Annotated in this window: 20 protein-coding genes; 2 read left to right on the forward strand and 18 right to left on the reverse strand. The window is 33.7% G+C overall.

The window, feature by feature from the left end:
• Position 1 precedes the first annotated feature (1 nt).
• Complete coding sequence (gene prmC / locus JG776_RS08290) at positions 2–844, reverse strand: peptide chain release factor N(5)-glutamine methyltransferase (RefSeq protein WP_291966500.1); 843 nt, start codon at positions 842–844, stop codon at positions 2–4.
• Position 845: 1 nt separating this feature from the next.
• Complete coding sequence (locus JG776_RS08295) at positions 846–1,736, reverse strand: DUF1385 domain-containing protein (RefSeq protein WP_291966502.1); 891 nt, start codon at positions 1,734–1,736, stop codon at positions 846–848.
• Between the two features lie 180 nt (positions 1,737–1,916).
• Between JG776_RS08295 and hcp the strand changes: the two genes are divergently transcribed.
• The gene (hcp, locus tag JG776_RS08300; RefSeq protein WP_291966503.1) at positions 1,917–3,563 is read left to right on the forward strand and encodes a hydroxylamine reductase; all 1,647 of its coding nucleotides are present in this window, start codon (positions 1,917–1,919) and stop codon (positions 3,561–3,563) included.
• A gap of 60 nt (positions 3,564–3,623) precedes the next feature.
• On the opposite strand, the gene JG776_RS08305 is transcribed toward hcp, so the two are convergent.
• The gene (locus JG776_RS08305) at positions 3,624–4,634 is read right to left on the reverse strand and encodes an asparaginase (protein ID WP_291966504.1); all 1,011 of its coding nucleotides are present in this window, start codon (positions 4,632–4,634) and stop codon (positions 3,624–3,626) included.
• 12 nt (positions 4,635–4,646) lie between these two features.
• Positions 4,647–6,605: a molybdopterin-dependent oxidoreductase gene (locus JG776_RS08310; protein WP_291966506.1), complete on the reverse strand. Its 1,959-nt coding sequence runs from the start codon at positions 6,603–6,605 to the stop codon at positions 4,647–4,649.
• Between the two features lie 110 nt (positions 6,606–6,715).
• Here JG776_RS08310 and JG776_RS08315 point away from each other — a divergent pair, with 110 nt between their 5' ends.
• Positions 6,716–7,486: a hypothetical protein gene (locus tag JG776_RS08315; RefSeq protein WP_291966508.1), complete on the forward strand. Its 771-nt coding sequence runs from the start codon at positions 6,716–6,718 to the stop codon at positions 7,484–7,486.
• A 217-nt stretch (positions 7,487–7,703) separates the two neighbouring features.
• On the opposite strand, the gene JG776_RS08320 is transcribed toward JG776_RS08315, so the two are convergent.
• The 14 genes from JG776_RS08320 to JG776_RS12435 form a co-directional block, all read right to left on the reverse strand.
• Positions 7,704–9,149, reverse strand: a complete 1,446-nt coding sequence (locus tag JG776_RS08320; RefSeq protein WP_291966510.1) for a hypothetical protein — start codon at positions 9,147–9,149, stop codon at positions 7,704–7,706.
• Between the two features lie 13 nt (positions 9,150–9,162).
• Complete coding sequence (locus JG776_RS08325; protein WP_291966512.1) at positions 9,163–9,618, reverse strand: hypothetical protein; 456 nt, start codon at positions 9,616–9,618, stop codon at positions 9,163–9,165.
• A 281-nt stretch (positions 9,619–9,899) separates the two neighbouring features.
• Positions 9,900–10,787: an alpha/beta hydrolase gene (locus tag JG776_RS08330; RefSeq protein ID WP_291966514.1), complete on the reverse strand. Its 888-nt coding sequence runs from the start codon at positions 10,785–10,787 to the stop codon at positions 9,900–9,902.
• Between the two features lie 10 nt (positions 10,788–10,797).
• Positions 10,798–12,093 (reverse strand): acetyl-CoA hydrolase/transferase C-terminal domain-containing protein, encoded by a 1,296-nt coding sequence (locus JG776_RS08335; RefSeq protein ID WP_291966516.1) that lies wholly within the window; start codon positions 12,091–12,093, stop codon positions 10,798–10,800.
• 15 nt (positions 12,094–12,108) lie between these two features.
• A complete protein-coding gene (locus JG776_RS08340; protein WP_291966518.1) occupies positions 12,109–13,137 on the reverse strand; it encodes a 3-oxoacyl-ACP synthase in 1,029 nt (342 codons plus the stop codon).
• A 110-nt stretch (positions 13,138–13,247) separates the two neighbouring features.
• Positions 13,248–14,609 carry a sigma 54-interacting transcriptional regulator gene (locus JG776_RS08345; protein WP_291966535.1) on the reverse strand — a complete coding sequence of 454 codons (1,362 nt, stop codon included), beginning with the start codon at positions 14,607–14,609 and terminating at the stop codon, positions 13,248–13,250.
• Between the two features lie 169 nt (positions 14,610–14,778).
• A complete protein-coding gene (locus tag JG776_RS08350) occupies positions 14,779–15,597 on the reverse strand; it encodes an alpha/beta hydrolase (protein WP_291966520.1) in 819 nt (272 codons plus the stop codon).
• An 11-nt stretch (positions 15,598–15,608) separates the two neighbouring features.
• Positions 15,609–16,808 carry an ABC transporter substrate-binding protein gene (locus tag JG776_RS08355; protein ID WP_291966522.1) on the reverse strand — a complete coding sequence of 400 codons (1,200 nt, stop codon included), beginning with the start codon at positions 16,806–16,808 and terminating at the stop codon, positions 15,609–15,611.
• 31 nt (positions 16,809–16,839) lie between these two features.
• Entirely contained in the window at positions 16,840–17,547 is a 708-nt protein-coding gene (locus JG776_RS08360) for an ABC transporter ATP-binding protein (protein ID WP_291966524.1), read from the reverse strand.
• Between the two features lie 11 nt (positions 17,548–17,558).
• On the reverse strand, positions 17,559–18,320 hold the full coding sequence (locus JG776_RS08365) for an ABC transporter ATP-binding protein (protein WP_291966526.1): 762 nt from the start codon (positions 18,318–18,320) through the stop codon (positions 17,559–17,561).
• Positions 18,317–19,291, reverse strand: coding sequence for a branched-chain amino acid ABC transporter permease (locus JG776_RS08370; protein ID WP_291966528.1), 975 nt, complete (start codon positions 19,289–19,291; stop codon positions 18,317–18,319). Before JG776_RS08370 ends, JG776_RS08365 begins: the two co-directional genes overlap by 4 nt.
• 3 nt (positions 19,292–19,294) lie before the next feature.
• Complete coding sequence (locus JG776_RS08375; protein ID WP_291966530.1) at positions 19,295–20,158, reverse strand: branched-chain amino acid ABC transporter permease; 864 nt, start codon at positions 20,156–20,158, stop codon at positions 19,295–19,297.
• Positions 20,159–20,329: 171 nt separating this feature from the next.
• Entirely contained in the window at positions 20,330–20,458 is a 129-nt protein-coding gene (locus JG776_RS08380) for a hypothetical protein (protein WP_291966531.1), read from the reverse strand.
• Between the two features lie 137 nt (positions 20,459–20,595).
• A complete protein-coding gene (locus JG776_RS12435; protein WP_366934198.1) occupies positions 20,596–21,042 on the reverse strand; it encodes a CsxC family protein in 447 nt (148 codons plus the stop codon).
• Between the last annotated feature and the right edge of the window lie 388 nt (positions 21,043–21,430).

Below are 21,430 nucleotides of genomic sequence, written 5' to 3' on the forward strand. Positions count from 1 at the left end.
TCTACCCCCTCCTTGCAAGTATTACTCTATCTAAACCTGCCAAATCCTTTATACATTCTATATTTTTATAATCCCTTGAAAGAATATTAAAAAGAGCCTCCCTTTGGTCAAATCCTATCTCAAAGGCAATTAATCCATCCTTTTTTAAATACTTTAATGCTTCATCTGCAATTCTTCTATAAAATATTAGCCCATCCTCTCCGCCAGATAATGCCTCATAGGGTTCAAAATCTTTAACATCTGTCATAAGAGTCGGAATTACTTCGTCCCTTATATAAGGAGGATTTGAAACTATTATATCAACATTCCCCTCTAATTCCTTATTAAGATTTTCAAAAATATCACTCCTTATTACTTGTACCCTATCTTCAACGCCGAGCCTCTTGGCATTTATTTTCGTAACTTTAATAGGTATATCCATTAAATCAAGTGCAAAAACTCTACTACCTTTAATCTCCTTTGCTAATACAACAGAAATTGCACCACTTCCACATCCTACATCTACTATTACAGGGTTTTCATATTCTCCACTTCTTTTTATAACTTCCTCAACAAGTATCTCTGTATCTGGGCGTGGTATTAAAACTCCCTTTTCAACATAGAATTCATAACCATAAAATTCTTTTTGGTTTATTATATAAGCAACTGGTTCTCCCTTTTTTCTTCTCTCTACATACTGTTTATACTTTTCAATAACTTCATTATCTAATGTATCATCTCTATGAATTATTAAATAAAGTCTATCCTTTTTTAGTACACTGCTCAAAAGAACCTCAGCATCAAGCTGAGGTGTATCTGAATTTATATTTTGTATTCCGTATCTGATTGCCTCTAAAATAGTCATATTATTCCTCCCCTATGGCAGCCTTTAATGCAGCTATTGCCACTTCTATTTGTTTTTCATCGGGATCTCTTGTTGTAAGTCTTTGAAGCATAAGCCCTGGATATGCAAGGGCTCTTGAAAGCCCTGTGTTCGATTTTCCAAGCCACTTTATTATCTCATAGGATATACCCGCAACAACAGGTATTAATAATATTCTTGATACTATTCTTACTATTATATTAGGCCATCCAAAAAAACTAAATATAAATATACTAATCAGCATAACTATTAAAAGGAAGTTTGTTCCACATCTTGGATGAAGCGTTGAAAACTTAGATACATTCTCAACAGTAAGAGGTATTCCTGCCTCAAAGCAGAATACGCTTTTATGTTCTGCACCGTGATATTCAAAAACCCTTCTTATATCCTCCATTTTGCTTATTAAATATATATATACAAGGAAAATAATTAGCCTCAAAAATCCCTCAAATAGGTTTATATAGATGTTACTTTGTATTTTTGACTTAAAAAAATTTGCTGCAAAAGTCGGCAAAAGTACAAACAAAAATATTGCAAATGCAAAGGATGTAAAAAGAGTTAAACTCATTATTATATTTTCCGATTTACCTTTAAATTTTTCATCAAGATACTTTTCAAACCTACTTTTGTCCTCTTCATCCTCATAAAAGGAGGCTGAATACTGTAAAGTTTTAATACCAACTATTAAAGATTCTATCATAGCAGCAGCCCCTCGAATAAAGGGAAGGGAAAGTATTTTATATTTTTTATATAAAGGCTCTATATTTTCAACACTAACCTCTATCTCACCATCAGGTTTTCTTACTGCAACTGCCATTTTATCCTGTGCCCTCATCATTACACCTTCAATAACTGCTTGTCCACCAACCTGCATCTTATACCTCCAAATTTCTAAATTAATTTTTATAAATTTCAAAATAAAATCCTTATATATATTTATATCAAACATAAATACAAATGTCTATAAAACAAAATAAAATAGGTTCCCTTTTAAGATTATATATATTTTTTTTGAACAAACTAAATATGTAAATATAAAAAGGAGGTTAAATAAATGGAGGAATTGATGTTTTGTTATCAGTGTGAGCAGACAATAGGTGGAAAGGGGTGCACAAAGGCTGGTAACTGTGGTAAAGATGCAGAAGTTGCAGCACTTCAGGATTTGCTTGTATACGAACTTAAAGGGATAGGATTTATTGGAAATGAACTTTTAAATCAAGGGAAATCAATTGATAAGGAAATCTCAAAATTTGTTGCAGATGCCTGTTTTTCTACTCTTACCAATGTAAACTTTGATCCAGAAAGATTTATATGCTTTTTAAAGGAGGCCGAAAAGGTAAAGGAAAACTTAAAATCTCAGCTTAAAAATCTACCCTCCAATGTTCCTGAATGCGTAAACTATAAACTGCCAAATTCTAAAGAACAAATGCTACAGGATGCAAAAAAGGCTGGTATAATGTATGACCAAACCCTTGATGCTAACATTCGTTCTTTAAGGGAAACATTAATATATGGACTTAAGGGTATGGCTGCCTATGCACACCACGCCCACGTTTTAGGATATATTGATGAGGAAGTTAATAACTTCTTCTATAAGGGTTTTGCTGCAACCCTTAACAACTCATTAAGTGTAGATGATTTGTTCAATTTAACTATGGAGTTTGGAAAAATTAATTTGAAATGTATGGAACTATTGGATAAAGCAAATACACAAACCTATGGAAACCCTGTGCCAACCCCTGTTTTAATTACAAAGAAAAAGGGACCTTTTATTGTTGTATCTGGGCACGACCTTAAGGATTTATATGAGCTATTAGTTCAAACTGAAGGAAAGGGAATAAACATATATACCCACGGTGAAATGCTTCCTGCCCACGGTTATCCAGAACTTAAGAAGTTTAAACACCTTGTTGGTAACTTTGGTGGTGCTTGGCAGGACCAACAAAAAGAATTTGATAACTTACCAGGCTGTATATTAATGACTACTAACTGTCTACAAAAACCTCGTGATTCCTATAAAGATAGGATATTTACAACAAGTATTGTAGGATGGCCACAGGTTCAACATATTGAAGAAAAGAATAGAAAAAAAGACTTTACTCCAATTATAAACAAAGCCCTTGAACTTGGTGGATTTACAGAAGATGAACCTGAAAAAACAATACTCGTTGGATTTGGGCACAATACTGTTTTATCACTTGCAGATAAGATACTTGATGCAGTAAAGCAAGGACAAATAAGACACTTCTTCTTAATAGGTGGATGTGATGGTGCAAGACCTGGAAGAAACTACTACACAGAATTTGCACAAAAAACGCCAAAGGATACAATTATATTAACCCTTGCCTGTGGTAAGTATAGATTTAATAAGATGGATTTTGGAACTATTGGTGAGTTCCCAAGACTTTTGGATGTTGGACAATGCAATGACTCCTATTCTGCAATTAAAATAGCCCTTGGCCTTGCCGATGCTCTAAAATGTACGGTAAATGATTTGCCACTTTCATTAATTTTATCCTGGTATGAACAAAAGGCTGTTTGCATACTTTTAACTTTACTTTCCCTTGGAATAAAGAACATCTACTTAGGTCCAAGTTTACCAGCATTTATTTCACCAGATGTTCTTCAGGTTTTAATCGATAAGTTTAATATTAAGCCAATATCTACTCCTGATGAGGACTTAAAGGTTATATTAGGATAAAAAAAAGGGGATAAGATTCTATCCCCTCTTTTCAATTAAGGAATTTTTTAAATATATAACTTAAAGAACCCTTTTCATCTCAACAACCGCTCTAATATCTCCAACCTTAACCCCCTTATTATTTAAATTTGGAGGGTTTTTAAAGTTCAAGAGCCTATTTATTTCATTATAATTTAGTATCTTTAAATCCTCTAATATCTTCATTACCGCAGGATAAAGCGCTCTATAGTTTCCGTCCTCTATTTTAACTGCTATTCCTATTCCTAAATCCTTAATACCAATGCAGTACACAGCCTCTGCCCCAAGCTTTCCAATTAGTTTTCCACCGGCTGCCTTAATTAGCTCTGTACAAAAACCATTAGTTCCTGCCACCATTTCAGGATGGGCTACCATAGAATTATATATCCTCTCTGCTGCAGCTTTATATTCTTCATTTAATCCATACCCTGTAACCATTCTTGCATAACCTAATGCCATATTATAGATCGGCATACCAAATACAGGAACACTACATCCATCAACACCTATTATAATCTTTTCTTTATCAATATCACACACCTTTGCAACAACCTCTAATGTATCCCTCTGGACAGGATGTTCCTTTGTGTTGTAGTCTATAAGTCCATATCCCTTATGAAGGCAGGTTGCAACAACTCCTATGTGTTTACCTGAACAATCTGAATTTAGAGTTGTTATACTATGATTTTCCTTTAGCTGTTTGTGTCTATATGCTTGATTTATTGAATAGGTTTCCCCACATAAAAGAGCCTCTTTCTTAAGGTTTATCTTTTTTAGCATTTCATTGAGTGTATTTATATGAAATTCTTCACCATAGTGGGACGCACACATTATTGCTATTTCTTTATCACTAAAATTAAATCTATCTGCAGCACCAGATAATATTACATTCATTGTCTGTATTGGCTTTGCAGCAGAACGAATATAGGTAAGTTTATAGGCATCTCCAGAATATGCTAAAACCTTTCCAGTCTTCTCTACAACAACCGCATCCCCTCTATGGATGCATTCCACTAAAGGTCCCCGAGTAACCTCCACAAATATTTCTGACATAATTTCTTCCCCCTATTTTACTTTTTCAATATTAACTTCTATGTTATGAAAAACTGTACAAAGTCCTATGTCGGTATTCTGCCCCTTAATTAATGAGTTTAAATCTATATCCTGTCCAAAGGGTACAATAACGTGTCCCCTTCTTATATCATATGTAAGTTTAGCATTTAGCTCTACTCTTCCATTATCATTAAATACTCTTATTTTTTCTCCGTCCTCTATTTTAAGTACCTCTGCATCTTCAATGTTTATATATGCATATGGATTATCTAATTTATCTTGTATTGAAGGTATATTTAAATACTGTGAGTTTATCACATCTTTATTATGAATAGAAATGAGCTTAAAACCATTATTTAAATTATTCTCCCTATATCTTGGCACACCATCAAAACCTTGTTCATCAAGCAATATAGATTTGAATTCTATCTTACCAGATGGTGTTTTAAATATCCTATCCCTATAAACTACTTCACTATAATCATCAGTTAAGTATGGCCCTTTTCTTAAATCATCAATAGTAGCATTAATCTTTGAATATTTTAAAACTGACTCAATAAATTCTAAATTATTTTCTGGTATTTTTTCTTCATTAAGTTCCATCCTCTTTGCCAGTTCTCTATATATCCTGCTCTCGTGCATAGAATCTCCAAGCGGTTCTATAACCTTTTCGTGAAGCATAATATATGGATGCCAATAGGACCTTAAAACATCATAATATTCAAAGGTAGAAGCTGCAGGAAGTATTATATCTGCATACTTTGCCGTCTCCGATACTACTGTATCAATACAAACTAAGAAATCAAGTTCCTTAAGTGCCTCCCTTAGAGCCCTTGAATTTGGATTTGACATTACTGGATTTGCAGCTTGAATTAGCATACACTTTATTCCTTTTTCTTTAATTTCTTGTCCCATATTTACTACATTTATTCCTCTTATATTTTTAATTGGTTTTAACATCTTTGGTATATTTAACCTTGGCCTTGTATGATTTGAATATCTAAAACCACCACCAACTACTCCTACACTTCCAAGTAGTGCAGATAAAAGGGAAATTGCCCTCACTGTTTGACCACCTTGTGCTTGTCTTTGTATTCCAAAGCCACAAATCAATGTAAATGGTTTAATGCTCGCCATCATATCTGCTATATAAACTATATCTTCCTTTGAAACCTTTGTTATTCTCTCTGCATAATCTAAAGTATATCTTTTAGCCTCAGCCTTAAATTCATCAAATCCATATGTAAAGTTTTCAACAAAATCCACATCATACTTTTTATTTTCTATTAAATAATTGTGTATTGCCATTGCAAGAACTAAATCTGTTCCAACCTCAGGGTTTATAACTAAATCTGCATATTTTGCTGTTTCACTTTTTCTTATATCAATTAAAACAACCTTTGCACCCTTTTGCTTTGCTCTTTTTATATGAATTAATTCCTGAATATTTGTATTGGCAGGATTTTTACCCCAAATAACAATAAGCTTTGCATTTTCTAAATCCCAAGGAGCATTGTGTTCAACACTTCCATATGTAGCCTTAACTGCCTCAAGCCCCGCAGCAGAACATAGGTCTCCATAAACATATGTATACCCATTTAACTGATTTATAAAATTATTGTATACCTTTGAGGCTGTTCCTATCTCCCCTGCTCCCTTGTAAAATAAAAAGGATAAAGGCTCCTTTTCTTGTACTTCCTTTATACGTTTTGCAACTTCATTTAAGGCTTCCTCTATATCAATTTCTTTAAACTCTCCCTTTCCCTTTTCTCCAACTCTTTTTAATGCCTTCTTTAATCTGTTTTTGCCATAATTTCTACTTATGTATTCAATTCCTTTTCTACATATTATTCCTTCTGTCGCCCTGTTTTCTTTATCTCCCTTCACTTTTGTAATTCTTCCATCTGCAACCTCTAAAATCAAAGAACAACCTCCATAACAATCCCTTGGACATACTGCTTTTATCTTCATATAATCCCCTCCAAAAATTACTATAATAATTATACATCATCAAAAATAAATAGTAACCATCCTTTTATCTACTTCATAATATAAAATGAAGTTTAATTTAGGGTGGTCAAATGAGTAGTAAATCTAAAAGAAGTGAAGAGTTAAATGTTAAAGAAGAACCCAACTTAACTGTGAATATATTAGAGGATAATGAAAATACAGAGGTTGATGAGGCCTCAAGAGGAGGTCAAGAGGAGGAATGTGATTCTATACTTATAAGCTCAAAAAATATACCTGAATGTAAAAATGAACCTGATGAACCCTGCTGTAGCGACGTTAGTTATATAAATGTACCAGTTGTAATAAGCCAATTTAAAATATGCCTTCAACTTGAAAACTCAGTAAGGTTTTGCGAACCTGTTGTTTGTATAAAAGGATCTAAAAAGACACTTCAGCTAAAGGAATGTAAATTAATCCCTGGAACTAAAAAAGTATTTATACGTGGTGTCATAAAAAAAGTATTAGAATACGCCTCTGCCCGCTGCCAAAGTTCAAAGGGCACAAGCGGAAATATTAGATATTTAACCTATATTGTTCCCTTTGAGTGTACAACTGAAATAAGCTATATAAATCCACCTGAGATAAAAACAAATAAGGAACAAAAGTTTATCCCCCTTGAGTATCACTTTGTATGCGAAGATAAGGGATACTTTAATCAAAATATAATATGCGAAATATTAAGGTATAAGATAAATGAACTTATGTGCCGTGAGGATGTGGTACCTGTTGAAAATATAAAGGGACAAGATTGCTTTTATAAGATGAGAGAAAAAATTGTTCTAAACCTTCATCTAAGGCTTATGCAGAATCAAGTTGTTTGTATGAATAAAGGGGCTAATTAGCCCCTTTTAAATTAAAACTAAACATACTTTTGTAGATGTTACACTTTGTACTATTTAAAGCCCCAAGAATGGATTTTTAAAGGCTCTTTCATAAGCTTTAGCAAATCTTAGCTTTTCGACTTTGAAAAGTCCGTAATTCGGCACAGGACGTGCCGAGCCGAGCGGCCATCAGGACGATGGCATCGCGAGGGTAGGACTTTTTCAAACAAAGAAAAGCTTAGATAATTATCGATAGACATAGGGATAATGTACCATTATATATTCCCTTTGGTGCAATATATGTTTTGTAGAACCCTGCTCCTAAAACCTTTGCTATTTCAAGCCCTACATTGCAAACAAGTCCTACAACTATTGAAGCAAAGGCTGCCTGTTTTGTTCCTCTTGACCAGTTAAATCCAATACCTATAGCTGGTGCCAATGCTGCTGCAAAGGTACCCCAACCAAATGCACCAAGAAGAGCAATTCCCTTAGGTCCAAGTGTTAGTGCAAGAACAATTGTAATTACAGCTATAACAACAACCACTATTCTTCCCATAAAAAGCTCTTGCTTTGAAGTTAGCTTCTTGTTAAAGGCAAAGGGTAAGTCCCTTACTGCACTTGCTGCAGCTATATTTATAAAGGAGTCTGCTGTTGACATTATTGCTGATGCTATACCTGCATATACAACTCCTGCTATTACCTTTGGAGTATAGTAATTTAAGAATACAACTATTGTGTTGTCGGTTGATTTCTTTAATAGTTCTACTGCCTCTTTTGGTAGCTTTCCTGTTACTGATAAATATTTTACAGTTAAACCAACACCAAACCATAATAATCCTGCAACCATTCCACCTATTGCTGCAAGAACAACTCCCCATCTCATCTTTCTAACATCTTTAACCATATAGAATTTATGAACTATGTGGGGTTGTCCTACTATACCTATGGATAGGCAGAAGAACCAGCTCATTGTTGTTATTGCAGGCATTACACCCCAAGGATTCACAAATTTTGCACCTACCGCATCCTTTGATAGGGCATCAACAATATTAGCTGCCATATTTTGTGTTCCACTACCTGTAACTAAACATAATGTAAATATTATTATTGAAGCTATAATCATACAAGTTCCTTGAAAAACGTCTGTATAAACACCTGCAAGCATTCCTCCTGCAACAGAATATATAAGCACTATTCCCATCCCAACTAATACAGCCCATTGGAAATTTATTTTAAATATAGGAGATAAAATAAATGCAAAGGCTGTTATTTGATTTGCAAGATATAGAACAAGTCCAACTAATATTGCAACTGCTGCAATACCGCTAACCCACTTTGATTTATAACGTGCATATACAGCATCTGGTGCAGTCATACAATCGTTTACTTCTGTTAGTAATCTCATTCTCTTACCAAGTATTATCCAGGCCATTGCAAAGGATATAGCTGTCGGGAAAGTCATCCAAAGCGAACCTTGTCCAATACTAAAGTAAAGTCCTGGCCCTCCTACAAAAACCCATCCTGAAATCGCAGCTGAAAAGGATGCCATTGCAAGAGCCATAAGTCCAAGCTTTTTACCTGCTATAAAAAAGTCTGATGAGCTATTTGTCTGTTTCATCGCATAATAACCTATCGCCAAAACCACCAACATATAAATAACCATAACAACTCTAATGGTCGACATTTTTATCCCCCCATTACATATTCAATTTGCCTTGTTTATTTTCAGTCACTTCTATGTTTATATTAGCACCTGTTCTTTGATTAAATTCCTTAATATCTTCATTTGTTATATAATCCTTATCAAACCTTAATGCATAAACTAAAGTTGCAACTAAAAATGATGCAAACCATACACCATATACCATTATAGCTGTTGCCTTTGGAAGCCCTAAGAAATATCCAGTCACTTCACTACTATTCATTGAAACCATAGAAGAAAAGGCAATTAACCATATTATAAGTATTGAAATAAGTGAAACCTTCGCCCTACCTCTAACGCCATCCTTCTTCATCGCACCAAGCCACATCCAAGCTATACATACAAAAGGAAAAGAAAGTGCAAACAACATATTATTTTTAGTAAATTGTGCTATTAACATTAATACTGCTGAAATCAAAATAACTAATACAGTTAAATCCTTCTTATTCATAACCAAACCTCCCCACTTATTTAAAATTTAAAGATAGCTTTTAAAAAATTTTAAAATCCCCCCTTTTTTTATATAAGGTCAACTGCCATAGGGTCAGCTGCCTTTAAAAAAGTAAAAGCAAATTATATGCCATAAAATAGTCTTTAAATAATGTACTTTAAGCGTCTATCTTTTTTAAAAAATGTATATATTTTAGACACCTTATCATATTTATACAATTAAAAAAGGTGCCAAAACAGTATAAGGGGAAACTATGCTAAGTATTTGGCACCTTAAATTACTTATCTATAAAATTCCTTTATCTTTTGTAATACAAGCTCTATATTATCATAATGTGGAGTATGGCCACAGCCATTTAAAATTACAACCTCTGCATTATCACCAATTTCCTTTGCAGTAAAGTATGCTAAGTTTGAAGGAACAATCAAATCCCTATCTCCAGCAAAGATTCTAACAGGTATAGCTATATTATCGACCTCTCCACTGCCCTGTGTTACACCATTGTACATATGGGAGATGTTGAAGCTGTGGGCTGCCCAAGCTGCATCCCTTAGATTTCTTGTCATAAATATGTCATCTAAAAGCTTTTCATACTCTTCATCACTTGGCTTTACAACATTAAAAACAAGTTGATCCCAAAGATATTTAATAAAGGCTCTATTGTTATTTTCAAGGGCATCTATCATAGGTTTTAATTGGATTCTATCCTGCAATAGTTCTTCTTTATTTTGATAACATTCAGGTAAAAATTCGCCATTTGGTCCCTTTTTGTGATATGAATACCCTGAACAGGGAATTGATTCATAAAGCATTAAGCTATTGGCATAGCCCTGATAATCTGCCACAAATCTCTGGGAAATTCCTCCACCCATTGACCATCCTATTAGTAGAAAATCCCTTAGATTTAGTTCATCACATAGAAGCTTAATATCCTCTGCAAAATCCCTAAATGTTTCAATTGGTCTATTATAACTTGATACACCTGCTCCCCTTAAATCTACTGCAACAACGTGATAATCGTCAGCAAGTCTCTCTAAAAGTTCTCCCCAATGCCTTGAGGAAACCATATTACCGTGTACAAGAAGAATTGTTTTTCCTTCCCCTCCTTCACGATATCCAATTACCTCTCCATTTTTAAGCTCTACCTTTTTTAGTTCAACCTTTCCCATAATCCCCCTCCTACCAAATCATATATTTTTCTGCGTCCTTTTTTAATTGTTCTCTAAAGTTTGGATGTGCGACACTAATTAAATTTCTTACCCTCTCTCTTATTGTTCTTCCCTTAAGTGGTGCAACACCATACTCAGTTACAACATAATCCACATCATTTCTTGAAAGTGAAACTGCTGCACCTTGTGAGAGCATTGGAACTATTGTAGATATTGTATCATTCTTTGCAGTAGAATAAAGTGCAATTATAGACTTTCCACCTACACTATTTTGTGCTCCTATTGCAGTATCTGATTGTCCACCTGTTCCACTATATTGAAGGTGTCCTATTGCCTCTGAACAACATTGTCCAGTTAAGTCAACCTGAAGGGATGTATTAATAGAAACCATCTTATAATTTTGACCTATAACATATGGATCATTAGTATAGCATCCTCTTTTAAATTCAACTGCTGGATTTTCGTCTATAAAATCATATAGCTTTTTAGTTCCAAGTGCAAAGGTCGCTATAAATTTATCCCTATGAAGTGTCTTCTTTTTATTTGTTATAACTCCTGCATTATATAGATCCACCATTCCATCTGTAAACATCTCTGTATGAACACCTAAATCCTTTTTATTTATAAGAGCCTTTGATACAGCATTAGGAATTCCACCAATACCAAGCTGTATAGTCGAACCATCTTCAATAAGCTCTGCTATATAGTTTCCAATAATCATATCCTTTTCATTTGGTTCAACAATTGTAAGTTCTGGAGGTTTTCTATTGCTTTCATACAAATAATCTACCTCACTTATATGAACAAAGGTATCACCATAGGTCCTTGGATAATTTTCATTCACTTCAAGTATGACTATATCTGCCGCCTCAATATATTCCCTCTCATAGGTTACAGAAAGGGACAGGCTAAAATAACCGTGCTTATCCATTGGTGTCGCAGTTCCAACAAATATATTAGGCCTTCTATATCCTAATCTTTGTCTTGCTGCAAGGTGTAGGTGGTTTGGTAAAAAGCTTGCTGTTCTATTTTGATGTGCCTTTCTTGTAAGTGGACTATAGAACCAAGTATTGTTTATAAAATGCCCCTCCATATCAGGCTCACTTGTAAATTTATAGTTAGCCATATTAAGACAAGTTAATACCGATACATTTTGAACTTTATCCTTTATCTCGTGAAGTCTTCCTAAAAAGTCCATAGGTTCTGCACCTGCAAGTGCCACACAAACTTCATAGTTAGATTTAACTAAATGTAGAATTTCATCAAGGCTTTTTAGCTTTCTATTATATTCTTCTCTAAAGTTCATAAAAATCCTGCCTCCTTAATCTTCAATTTTTCCCCATTTGATTGTATTTGCTGCCCAAGCATATCCTATGCCTGCACCAACCATAACAACAATGTCTCCATCCTTAACCTTTCCCTGCTCTAAACCAAGCTTTAAAGATAAAATCTGGTCTATTTGTCCTATATGACCATAATCACATAGATAAACTGATTTTGATTCATCAAGACCAAGCTCCTTCAATATATACTTATGTGCAGAATATTTAAAATGAAGTATTGCAAGATAACCTATATCCTCCTGTGAATATCCACTTTTTTTTAACGAATCCCTTATAACCTTTAAGAAATTTGGTGTTGATTTCTCATTTAATCTCTGTTTCATTCCCTCTACATCAAATACATCAAGGGACTTATACGCATAATCCACATTATCTCTATTAATTGGATTAACAGTACCACCGTATCTTACACCAACATCCCTTGCAAAGGAGCCATCGCTAATTATTGCAGACTCTAAAAGCTCATTTTTACCTAAGTTCTTTTTAAGAATTAAGGCACCACCACCTGCACCTAAGTTGTACATAAAACTAACCCTATTATTTTTATAATCGATAAAGTCGCCGTTTCTATATCCACCTACAATTAAAACTGTATTTATTGAATCATCGCTCATCATCATATCCTTTGCAACCTTCATTGCAGTAATGCAGGTACAGCATCTTTGTTGCAGATCAAAACCATAGGCCCTTTTTGCACCTATCTTCTCTTGTATGTATATTGCGGATGTAGTTAAAGGATATTCCTTCCATTCTTCTCCTATACAAATTACAACATCTATTTCCATTGGATCTATATTGTATTCCTTTAGACAATTTAGTGCTGCCTTAACCCCCATCTCCTGTGTTCCATCATCTTCTCCTGGTATTGGCTTTTTATAAAATCCAAGTTTTTCTATAACAGCCTCCTCTGTCCAAACTCCTCCTGTTGCTTCACTTACTTCCTTTGCTGTCATAAATTTATCTGGAATATAATAAGAAACCCCAGCAATTCCAACGTGCTTTCTCATAACATCACCCCTTAGTTTTTTTTATTAATATTGCAAAAACTATGCCAAAAAAAATAATTAAGGAGCACCATTTTAAAGGTACTCCTGTGTAACAAATTATTACATATGTATTATTTGTTTTCACTCTCTATGTTATATTCTTCAATCTTTCTATATAAGGAAGCCCTTGGAATATTTAGCTTACTGGCTGCAAGACTCTTATTATTGTTGCACTCCTTAAGTGTGCTTATTATTATTTCCTTCTCTATACTCTCCATAATCTCCCTTAAACCTTGATTTTTCTTGTGTTCAATCCTAAAGGTCTTATTTAATATAGATGCTGGAAGGTCGTTAACCGTAACTTCAGTATCATCTGCATTGACGCATATTCTCTCAACTATATTTTTAAGCTCCCTTATGTTCCCTGGCCAATCATAGTTGCACAATATATTCATAACTTCCTCTGGTATCTCCCTATAAAGTCCTGTCTCCTTATAAAACTTCTCTACAAACCTTTGAACTAAAAGAGGTATATCCTCCCTTCTCTGTCTTAGTGGAGGAATATCTAAGGAAAGTACATTTAGTCTATAATATAAATCCTCCCTAAACTTACCCTCATCTACAAGCTGTTCTAAATTTTTATGGGTTGCACATATAACACGAACATCAAGCTTTACAACCTTATTTGAACCTATTCTTACAACTTCCTTCTCCTGCAAAACCCTCAAAAGTTTTGCCTGCATATATAGAGGCATATCCCCTATCTCATCTAAGAATATTGTACCTCCATTTGCAAGTTCAAACTTACCAATGTTTCCTCCCTTTCTTGCTCCTGTAAAGGCACCATCCTCATATCCAAAAAACTCTGCCTCAAGTAGATTTTCTGGAATAGCAGAACAATTTATTGAAACAAAAGGAAATTCATTTCTTTCACTTTCGTTATGAATAGCGTGGGCAAAAAGCTCTTTACCTACTCCACTCTCACCTATAATTAAAATATTTGAATTTACTCTGGCAAGCTTTTTAACCTTAGATTTAGCCTGCTTCATAGGCTTTGACTCACCTATTATATCATCAAGGGAATATTTTGCCCTATTCATCTTTGCTATTTCATTTTTATATAGATTAAGTTCTTTATGTATTTTCTCTATCTGTTCTGTTACCTGCTTGAGCTTTTCATAGTCATCAAATAGAAGCATTCCAAATCCACCTATTAGATTGTCCTTTTCATCTATTATTGGAATTCTATGTACAATCGCCTCTTTTCCATTTGAAAAAACGTGCCTTTTAGCCACCTCTGCTTGTCTATACTTTAAGGTTTCTAAAAATTTGGAGGTAGGTTCAACCTCTGTAACAACCCTTCCTAATACATCATCTTCATTTAAACCTAAAAATTCTAAAAAACATCTATTTATATAAACAATTCTTCCATCTTTATCTAAAAAGTCAACTGGAACAGGTAACTTATCAAATAAATTTTTGCAAAAAAAAATTGAATTCCCTTGTCTTCATAAAATTAATCATTCCCCTCACCCCAAATTCTTTTTAGACTCTACTATATTTTATTATAAATAAATCTAAATTATTTTTGAATAAAAATATAAAATATTCTAAATTAAATAAGTAAACAAAAGGTAACAAGCACCTTTTGTTTACTTACTATCATTTAATCTTAATATCAAATTCTGCTGTCTTTAAAAATCCTATAACAGCAAGGGCAAATTCATTTGGTCTTTCATACATAGATGCGTGTCCTGCCTCTTTAATCTCAATCCATCTACTGTTTTCTATTCTATTTTTTATTTCAAGTTGATAGTATATAGGAGTTATTATATCTAATTCACTGCTTATAATTAGAGTTGGAACTTTTATTTCTGAAATCCTATCTAAAATATTTAATTCATCTGCACTTTTAACAGCCCTTCTAAAACCATCATACCATTCTTTAGTAAATAAACTATCAAATAGCTCAATTCTATCGTTAATCCATTTAAAATTTTCTTCATAGAATCTTTGTGAATATATATAGGGTAGTGTCGCCTTCATAAAATTTTTTGTATCATAAAGTGAAGCAGCATATTCCCACGCATCACCAATATGTTTCATAATTTTAGTTGTATATGCAGTTGTATTTGAAAGGATGAGGGATTTTAAAGTATTCTGATATTTTAATGCATAAAGCATTGCAACTTCTCCACCATAGGAGATACCAAGAAGGTTAAACTTATCTATATTGAGCCTTTTTGTAAGTTCATATAGCATATCAGTATGCATATCCTGTGTATAAAAAGTATCTCCCTTCTCTGACCTGCCTTGGTCTATTAAATCCACCAAAACTACTCTATAATACTTTGAAAGTACGCCTACAAATGCTAACCAGCTTGCAGTAGACATCATTATTCCATTTAATAGAATTAGCGGTTCACCTTCTCCATATACTTCATAATACATCTTCTTATCGTTTATTATTTCAAATGGCATAATATCAACTCCTATTCAAGTCCAACAAAGTCTGATATCTTTTCAAATCTTGGCATCTTTTCGTCCCAAACTGCCTTCATAAAATACATTTTTTCAACACCATTTCTTCTGTCCTTTGTATATGTTATGCCCTTCGCAATACCATCATTCCAATCCTTAAATGTTTCCATAGCCTTTATATATCCTTCCCAAGATAAGTCATTTCCTGCTCTCTTTAATCCTTCTACAAATACCTCTGCTGCAACCCAACCAGCAGCTGCAAAGGCATTTGGTGTTTCATTTGGGAAGTATTTTTTATATGTTTCGATAAACTTTTTAGCTGCTTGATTATTTGGATCTGTTATATCTGGAACCCAAGCTGTAACAATAACACCATCTGCTGCATCCTTAGCAAGTGTTAGCATTGTTAAATCTGCATTTATATATGAAGTCATAAATTGAGTCTTAAAACCTTGTTTCTTTGCTTCAAGTAAAATACCTGGAACTGCCTTTTGATATCCAACAACAATAGTAACATCTGGCTTAACCTCTGCTGCCTTTTGAACGTGTGCTGAGAAATCAAGATCCTGTGTATTAAATGGAACCTCTGCCTTTAAAACATCCTCTTTACCCATCTTCTTAAGTTGTGCCTTAACACCCTCAAGTTCTTCCTTTCCTGCATCATCATTACCATATATTATTGCAATAGAATTTGCCTTTAGATTATCTACAGCATATTTAACAAGTAGTCCACCTTCAAAGGTATAGTTTGGTTGTACTGGGAAGTAGTTACCCTTTGCCTTTGCAAAGGCACTTACTCCTGTTCCTTGATATACTGCAGGTATTCCCTTTTCCTTGAAATAATCTAATGTTCCAAGACATCCTGGTGTACCAAGTTGACCTACAATAGCAAATACCTTATCCTTTTCAACAAGCTCCTCAGCCTTTTGAAGTGCTAAATCTGGCTTAAATTGGTCATCCTTTGCAATAAGTTCAATCTTTTTGCCATTTACTCCACCTAAATCGTTTACCATATTAAAATAAGCCTGCATTCCGTGTAGCATAGGAACTCCAACTATTGCTATAGGTCCTGATGTTGGCCCTATTGTTCCAACCTTTATAGTCTTTTCGTCTACCCCTTGTGCTAATGTTGTTTTTGTCTCCTTACCACAGCCTGAAAGTAAAGATAGTGATAAGACAAGCGTTAATAGGATTGATAAGATTTTTTTCATAAAAAATTCCCCCTTTATATTTTTAAATTAATTATGCACCAAGATAAGATTTTCTAATGCCTTCATCATTTAAAAGTTTCTTACTATCTCCCTCTGATACTACTTGACCTAACTCAAGAACATAGCTGTAGTCCGATATTTTTAATGCTCCATTTGCGTTTTGTTCAATTAATAAGACTGTTACACCTTCACTATTTATTTGTTTTATTATCTTAAAAATCTCATTAACAATGATTGGAGCAAGTCCAAGAGAAGGCTCATCAAGCATCAAAAGCTTAGGTTTTGACATAAGTGCCCTACCAATTGCAAGCATCTGCTGTTCTCCTCCACTTAAGGTACCTGCCACCTGCCTTCTCCTCTCCTTTAACTTTGGAAAGAAGCTATATACTCTTTCAAATTCCTCCTGTAAATTTACTTTTTTATTTCTCAATACATATGCACCTATTTTTAAGTTCTCCTCAACAGTAAGCTGAGGAAATATTCTTCTCCCCTCTGGGCAGTGACTAATTCCAAGTGATACTATTTTTTCTGTTGACATATTTGTTATATCATCTCCATCAAATAAAATAGTACCAGACTTATCCTCAACAAGTCCTGACACCGCCTTTAGGAGGCTTGTTTTTCCAGCTCCATTTGAACCTAAAATACTAACAATTTGTCCCCCTTTTATATCTATATCAACCCCCTTTAGTGCATTAACATACCCATAGTTGACCTTTAGATTTTTAATGGTAAGCATCTTATTCCCCCCTATCCTAAATATGCTTCTATAACCTGAGGATTTAACTTAATTTCATTTGGGGTTCCTTCTGCAATCTTTTTACCAAAATTTAAAACTACAACTCTGTCACATATATTCATAACAAAGGGCATATGGTGCTCTATTACTATGATTGTTAAATTGAACTTATCCTTTAATTCCTTTAGCTTGTTTGATAAATCAATAGTCTCTGTATCATTCATTCCTGCTGCAGGTTCATCTAATATTAAAATCCTTGGATTTGAAATTAGAGCCCTTGCAAGTTCTACCTTCTTTTGTATTCCATAGGGAAGATTTATTGGATAGTAATAGGCATAGTTTCCAATACCTAATATATTTAATATTTCAAAGGCCCTCTTCTTTGCATCCTCCTCTATCCTTTTAACCCTTCTTGTCATTATAAGGCTTGAAAATATGTTATAGTTTAAGTTTCTATGCTGACCTATTAGGAGGTTGTCTAATACTGTCATATGCTTAAAAAGCTCTACATTTTGAAAAGTTCTAACTATTCCCTTATTTATTACATCATGGGGCTTTAGTGAACTTACATCCTCCCCAAACACCTCAATTTTTCCTGTATCCTGCTTATAAAAACGACTTATTATATTAAAGAGGGTTGTTTTTCCAGCACCATTTGGGCCTATTATACCAACTATTTCTCCCTCTTTAACATCAAAGGAAAGACTATCTATAGCTTTTAACCCTCCAAAGGCAATTGTTATATCTTTAAAGTTTAATGCCTGCTTGTTCATACCTTAACCCCCTCATCTTTAACTGCTGCCTTTTTCTTCAGCCACACCTTAAATCTTCTATATATATCAACAAGTCCATAGGGGAAATACATAACACATAAAATTAATAATAGTCCTGTAAGTATAAAGGATGCATTTTGTACTTTTATATTCTTTAAAAATTCAGGAATCAAAGTAATAAAAAGTGCTCCAACAACAGATCCTTCAATTGAGGCAATTCCACCTATTACAATCATTGCAAGTATGTTTAAGGACATACCAACATCAAAGGTATTTGGGTATACTTGTCTAAATAAAAAGGCATAAAGACTACCTGCAACCCCTGCATATATTGCACTTATTAAGAAGGCTATAGTTTTATACTTTGCAACATCTATTCCAAGGGACATAGCTGCATATTCGCTATCCCTTATAGCCATTAGAGCTCTTCCTGTTTTTGTTTTAATAAGGTTTTTAGCAAATATGATTGAAACTACAATAAAGAAGAGGATAAAATAGTACATCGATAGTCTTGTTTTAAATTGATATCCAAATAAAGTGGGAGGATTAATTCCCTTTATACCAGAAAAACCACCTGTTACACTTTCCCATTCCATAAATATATGGCTAAAGGCAACACCAAATCCTAATGTTGCAATAGCAAGATAGTTGCCCTGAAGTCTAAGGGCAGGAAGCCCTAAAACAAATCCTAATATTCCACTTATTAAAATGACAATTGGAATTATAAGTATGAAGGAAAGATTATACTTTGTTGATAAAATTGCTGTAGTATATGCACCAATTCCTACAAAAGCAGCGTGTCCAAGTGAAATTTGGCCTGCATATCCTAAAAGTATGTTAAAACCTATTGCAATAACAACATAAATTCCCGCCATATTTAAAAGAGTCATAAAGCTTCTATTAAAATTAAAAACTAACGGAAGAAGTATAAATATTGCTAAAATAATAACCTGTTTCATATATTTTTTCATACTCTACACCTTCCTTCTATAGCTTTTGCCGCATAATCCATTAGGCCTTACCACTAACATTACTATAATTAATATGAAAGCAAAAACTGTTTTCCAAGCAAGGGATATATATTTACCAACTAAATTTTCAAGAATACCAATCAATACGCCACCAACTGCTGGGCCAACAAATGTATTAAAACCTCCTAAAACTGCTGCACAGAAGGATTTTAAATGCACTTCAGACATCATATTGATATCTAAAAATGTTGTTGGTGCAATTAACATACCTGCTGTTGCTGCAAGCATTGAACTTATAATCCAAGTTGTTACTGTAACCCTCTTTACTGATATACCCATTAGCTTTGCTGCATCAACATCCTGTGCAACTGCTCTTATAGCTATTCCCTCCATAGTTTTGAAATAAAAAAAGAGTGTCAGCATTATAGCAAAGGTTATTAAAACTATTAATAGGCTGTTAGGTTCAAGGGATACACCAAGTATATTTATGTTTTTTGCATTTATTAGCTTTGGGAAACTCTTAGTTTCAAAACCAAATATATTTCCTGCAAGTCCATTTAAAATCATAATTAAACCCAATGTTGCAATCATTATGCTCAAAACATTGGATTTAGATAATGGCTTTATTATCAATCTATAAACTATTACCCCTAAAATTCCAGCACAAACTATTGTTAAGGGAAAGGCTATATAGTATGGTAGTCCTAAAAAGGTCATAAAGGTATATGCGATAAATGTACAAAACATTGCCATCTCGCCCTGTGCAAAATTTACCACATCCGATGTTTTAAAGATTAAAACCAATCCTAATGCAGCAAGTGCATAAAGGCTTCCTGTTATAATTCCACTTACAATTACTTGTGACATCACTCCACCTCCGTGTATAGAATTTTCTTAATATTTTAAAGCAATTTATATGCCAATCTAAAAATAAAAAAGTCTCAAGTTTATACACCTTAATTTTGTATAAACTTGAGACTGTGTCTATATATGATACAAAAATGACTTAAGGCATAAGGCCTTAAGTCATTTTATAATCTATTTCTCATCCTCAAATTCAACCTTTAGTTCATCAAATTTTTCTTCCTCATCTTCTTCATAATCAACTGGTACATCCCAACATACCTGCTGATTTTGGAGAAGCTTTATTGTTACATATACAACCATCTTTTCCTTTATTCTTCTAAATACTTCTTCAGTCTCAAACCCTCTAACTGGTCTTGAGTCAAGTTTAATATCTGTTTCATAGATATATACGTTCTCTAACTCACAATAAACTCTCTCATTAAATATTTCTACGTGCTTTAGTTATCTTCCTTTATATTATTACCAGTTTTTTTGCAATCTAAGAACTCTACTTCCTTCCTTGGAGGTGTTAAATAGATCTTTGGATATCTTTCAAAACATACCTCTGTTACACAGTCAAATGGTACGTTTAAAGTTGCGTGTCTTATATTACCCCCTATACCATTACCAACTACTCCTCCAAAGGTTGAATATACTATATTTTTTCTTACATAACCTGCAAGATATACTTTGTTAGTTCCTGGTATTAGATGGCATTGGGTGAGGTAAACATTTTTATCTATAAATTTAATATCTATTGCATCCTCTGGAAGAGTTATATCTGCTTTTGTATCTATCTGAACGGTAAATTCTGCAAGAACTACAGGTATCTTAACATATTTCTTCCTTCCATATTGATAGTTCTTGCATAGACATTTTGTTTCTGTATTTGTAACTTCTATGATTTGCTCATTTTATGTTGGATTACAAATTCCCCTATTTTCCTCCTGCTTTACGTCCATAGATATATTATTTCTTATATCTGGCATATATGGCCCCCTTTTACTTTTTTCTACTCCATATTATTTAATATTTTGTTGAATATTCGTAAAAGATAAACTAAAATAAAAAAATCCAGTGTCTTATACATTAAGATACTCAGGCTGTTGAAAAAGTTATATATTGATTAGCCCCATGAAAGATTTTAAGGCATTCGTTCATTTCGCTAATCAATTCTAAGCTTTTCTTTATTTAAAAAAGTCCTACCCTCGCGATGCCATCGTCCTGATGGCCGCTCGGCTCGGCACGTCCTGTGCCGAATTACGGACTTTTCCAAAGTCGAAAAGCTAAGAA

The organism is Caloramator sp., assembly GCF_020054765.1.
Classification (GTDB): domain Bacteria; phylum Bacillota; class Clostridia; order Clostridiales; family Caloramatoraceae; genus Thermobrachium; species Thermobrachium proteoclasticum.

What these genes read in the sequence shown, in the direction of transcription:
- JG776_RS08320 (WP_291966510.1), bottom strand. Translation starts at nt 9,149, where the DNA reads ATGTCGACCATTAGAGTTGTTATGGTTATTTATATGTTGGTGGTTTTG.
- prmC (WP_291966500.1), bottom strand. Translation starts at nt 844, where the DNA reads ATGACTATTTTAGAGGCAATCAGATACGGAATACAAAATATAAATTCA.
- JG776_RS08370 (WP_291966528.1), bottom strand. Translation starts at nt 19,291, where the DNA reads ATGAAAAAATATATGAAACAGGTTATTATTTTAGCAATATTTATACTT.
- JG776_RS08315 (WP_291966508.1), top strand. Translation starts at nt 6,716, where the DNA reads ATGAGTAGTAAATCTAAAAGAAGTGAAGAGTTAAATGTTAAAGAAGAA.
- JG776_RS08365 (WP_291966526.1), bottom strand. Translation starts at nt 18,320, where the DNA reads ATGAACAAGCAGGCATTAAACTTTAAAGATATAACAATTGCCTTTGGA.
- JG776_RS08350 (WP_291966520.1), bottom strand. Translation starts at nt 15,597, where the DNA reads ATGCCATTTGAAATAATAAACGATAAGAAGATGTATTATGAAGTATAT.
- JG776_RS08305 (WP_291966504.1), bottom strand. Translation starts at nt 4,634, where the DNA reads ATGTCAGAAATATTTGTGGAGGTTACTCGGGGACCTTTAGTGGAATGC.
- JG776_RS08310 (WP_291966506.1), bottom strand. Translation starts at nt 6,605, where the DNA reads ATGAAGATAAAAGCAGTATGTCCAAGGGATTGTTATGGAGGTTGTTCT.
- JG776_RS08340 (WP_291966518.1), bottom strand. Translation starts at nt 13,137, where the DNA reads ATGAGAAAGCACGTTGGAATTGCTGGGGTTTCTTATTATATTCCAGAT.
- JG776_RS08380 (WP_291966531.1), bottom strand. Translation starts at nt 20,458, where the DNA reads ATGGTTGTATATGTAACAATAAAGCTTCTCCAAAATCAGCAGGTATGT.
- JG776_RS08355 (WP_291966522.1), bottom strand. Translation starts at nt 16,808, where the DNA reads ATGAAAAAAATCTTATCAATCCTATTAACGCTTGTCTTATCACTATCT.
- JG776_RS08360 (WP_291966524.1), bottom strand. Translation starts at nt 17,547, where the DNA reads ATGCTTACCATTAAAAATCTAAAGGTCAACTATGGGTATGTTAATGCA.
- JG776_RS08295 (WP_291966502.1), bottom strand. Translation starts at nt 1,736, where the DNA reads ATGCAGGTTGGTGGACAAGCAGTTATTGAAGGTGTAATGATGAGGGCA.
- JG776_RS08375 (WP_291966530.1), bottom strand. Translation starts at nt 20,158, where the DNA reads ATGTCACAAGTAATTGTAAGTGGAATTATAACAGGAAGCCTTTATGCA.
- JG776_RS08330 (WP_291966514.1), bottom strand. Translation starts at nt 10,787, where the DNA reads ATGGGAAAGGTTGAACTAAAAAAGGTAGAGCTTAAAAATGGAGAGGTA.
- hcp (WP_291966503.1), top strand. Translation starts at nt 1,917, where the DNA reads ATGGAGGAATTGATGTTTTGTTATCAGTGTGAGCAGACAATAGGTGGA.
- JG776_RS08325 (WP_291966512.1), bottom strand. Translation starts at nt 9,618, where the DNA reads ATGAATAAGAAGGATTTAACTGTATTAGTTATTTTGATTTCAGCAGTA.
- JG776_RS08335 (WP_291966516.1), bottom strand. Translation starts at nt 12,093, where the DNA reads ATGAACTTTAGAGAAGAATATAATAGAAAGCTAAAAAGCCTTGATGAA.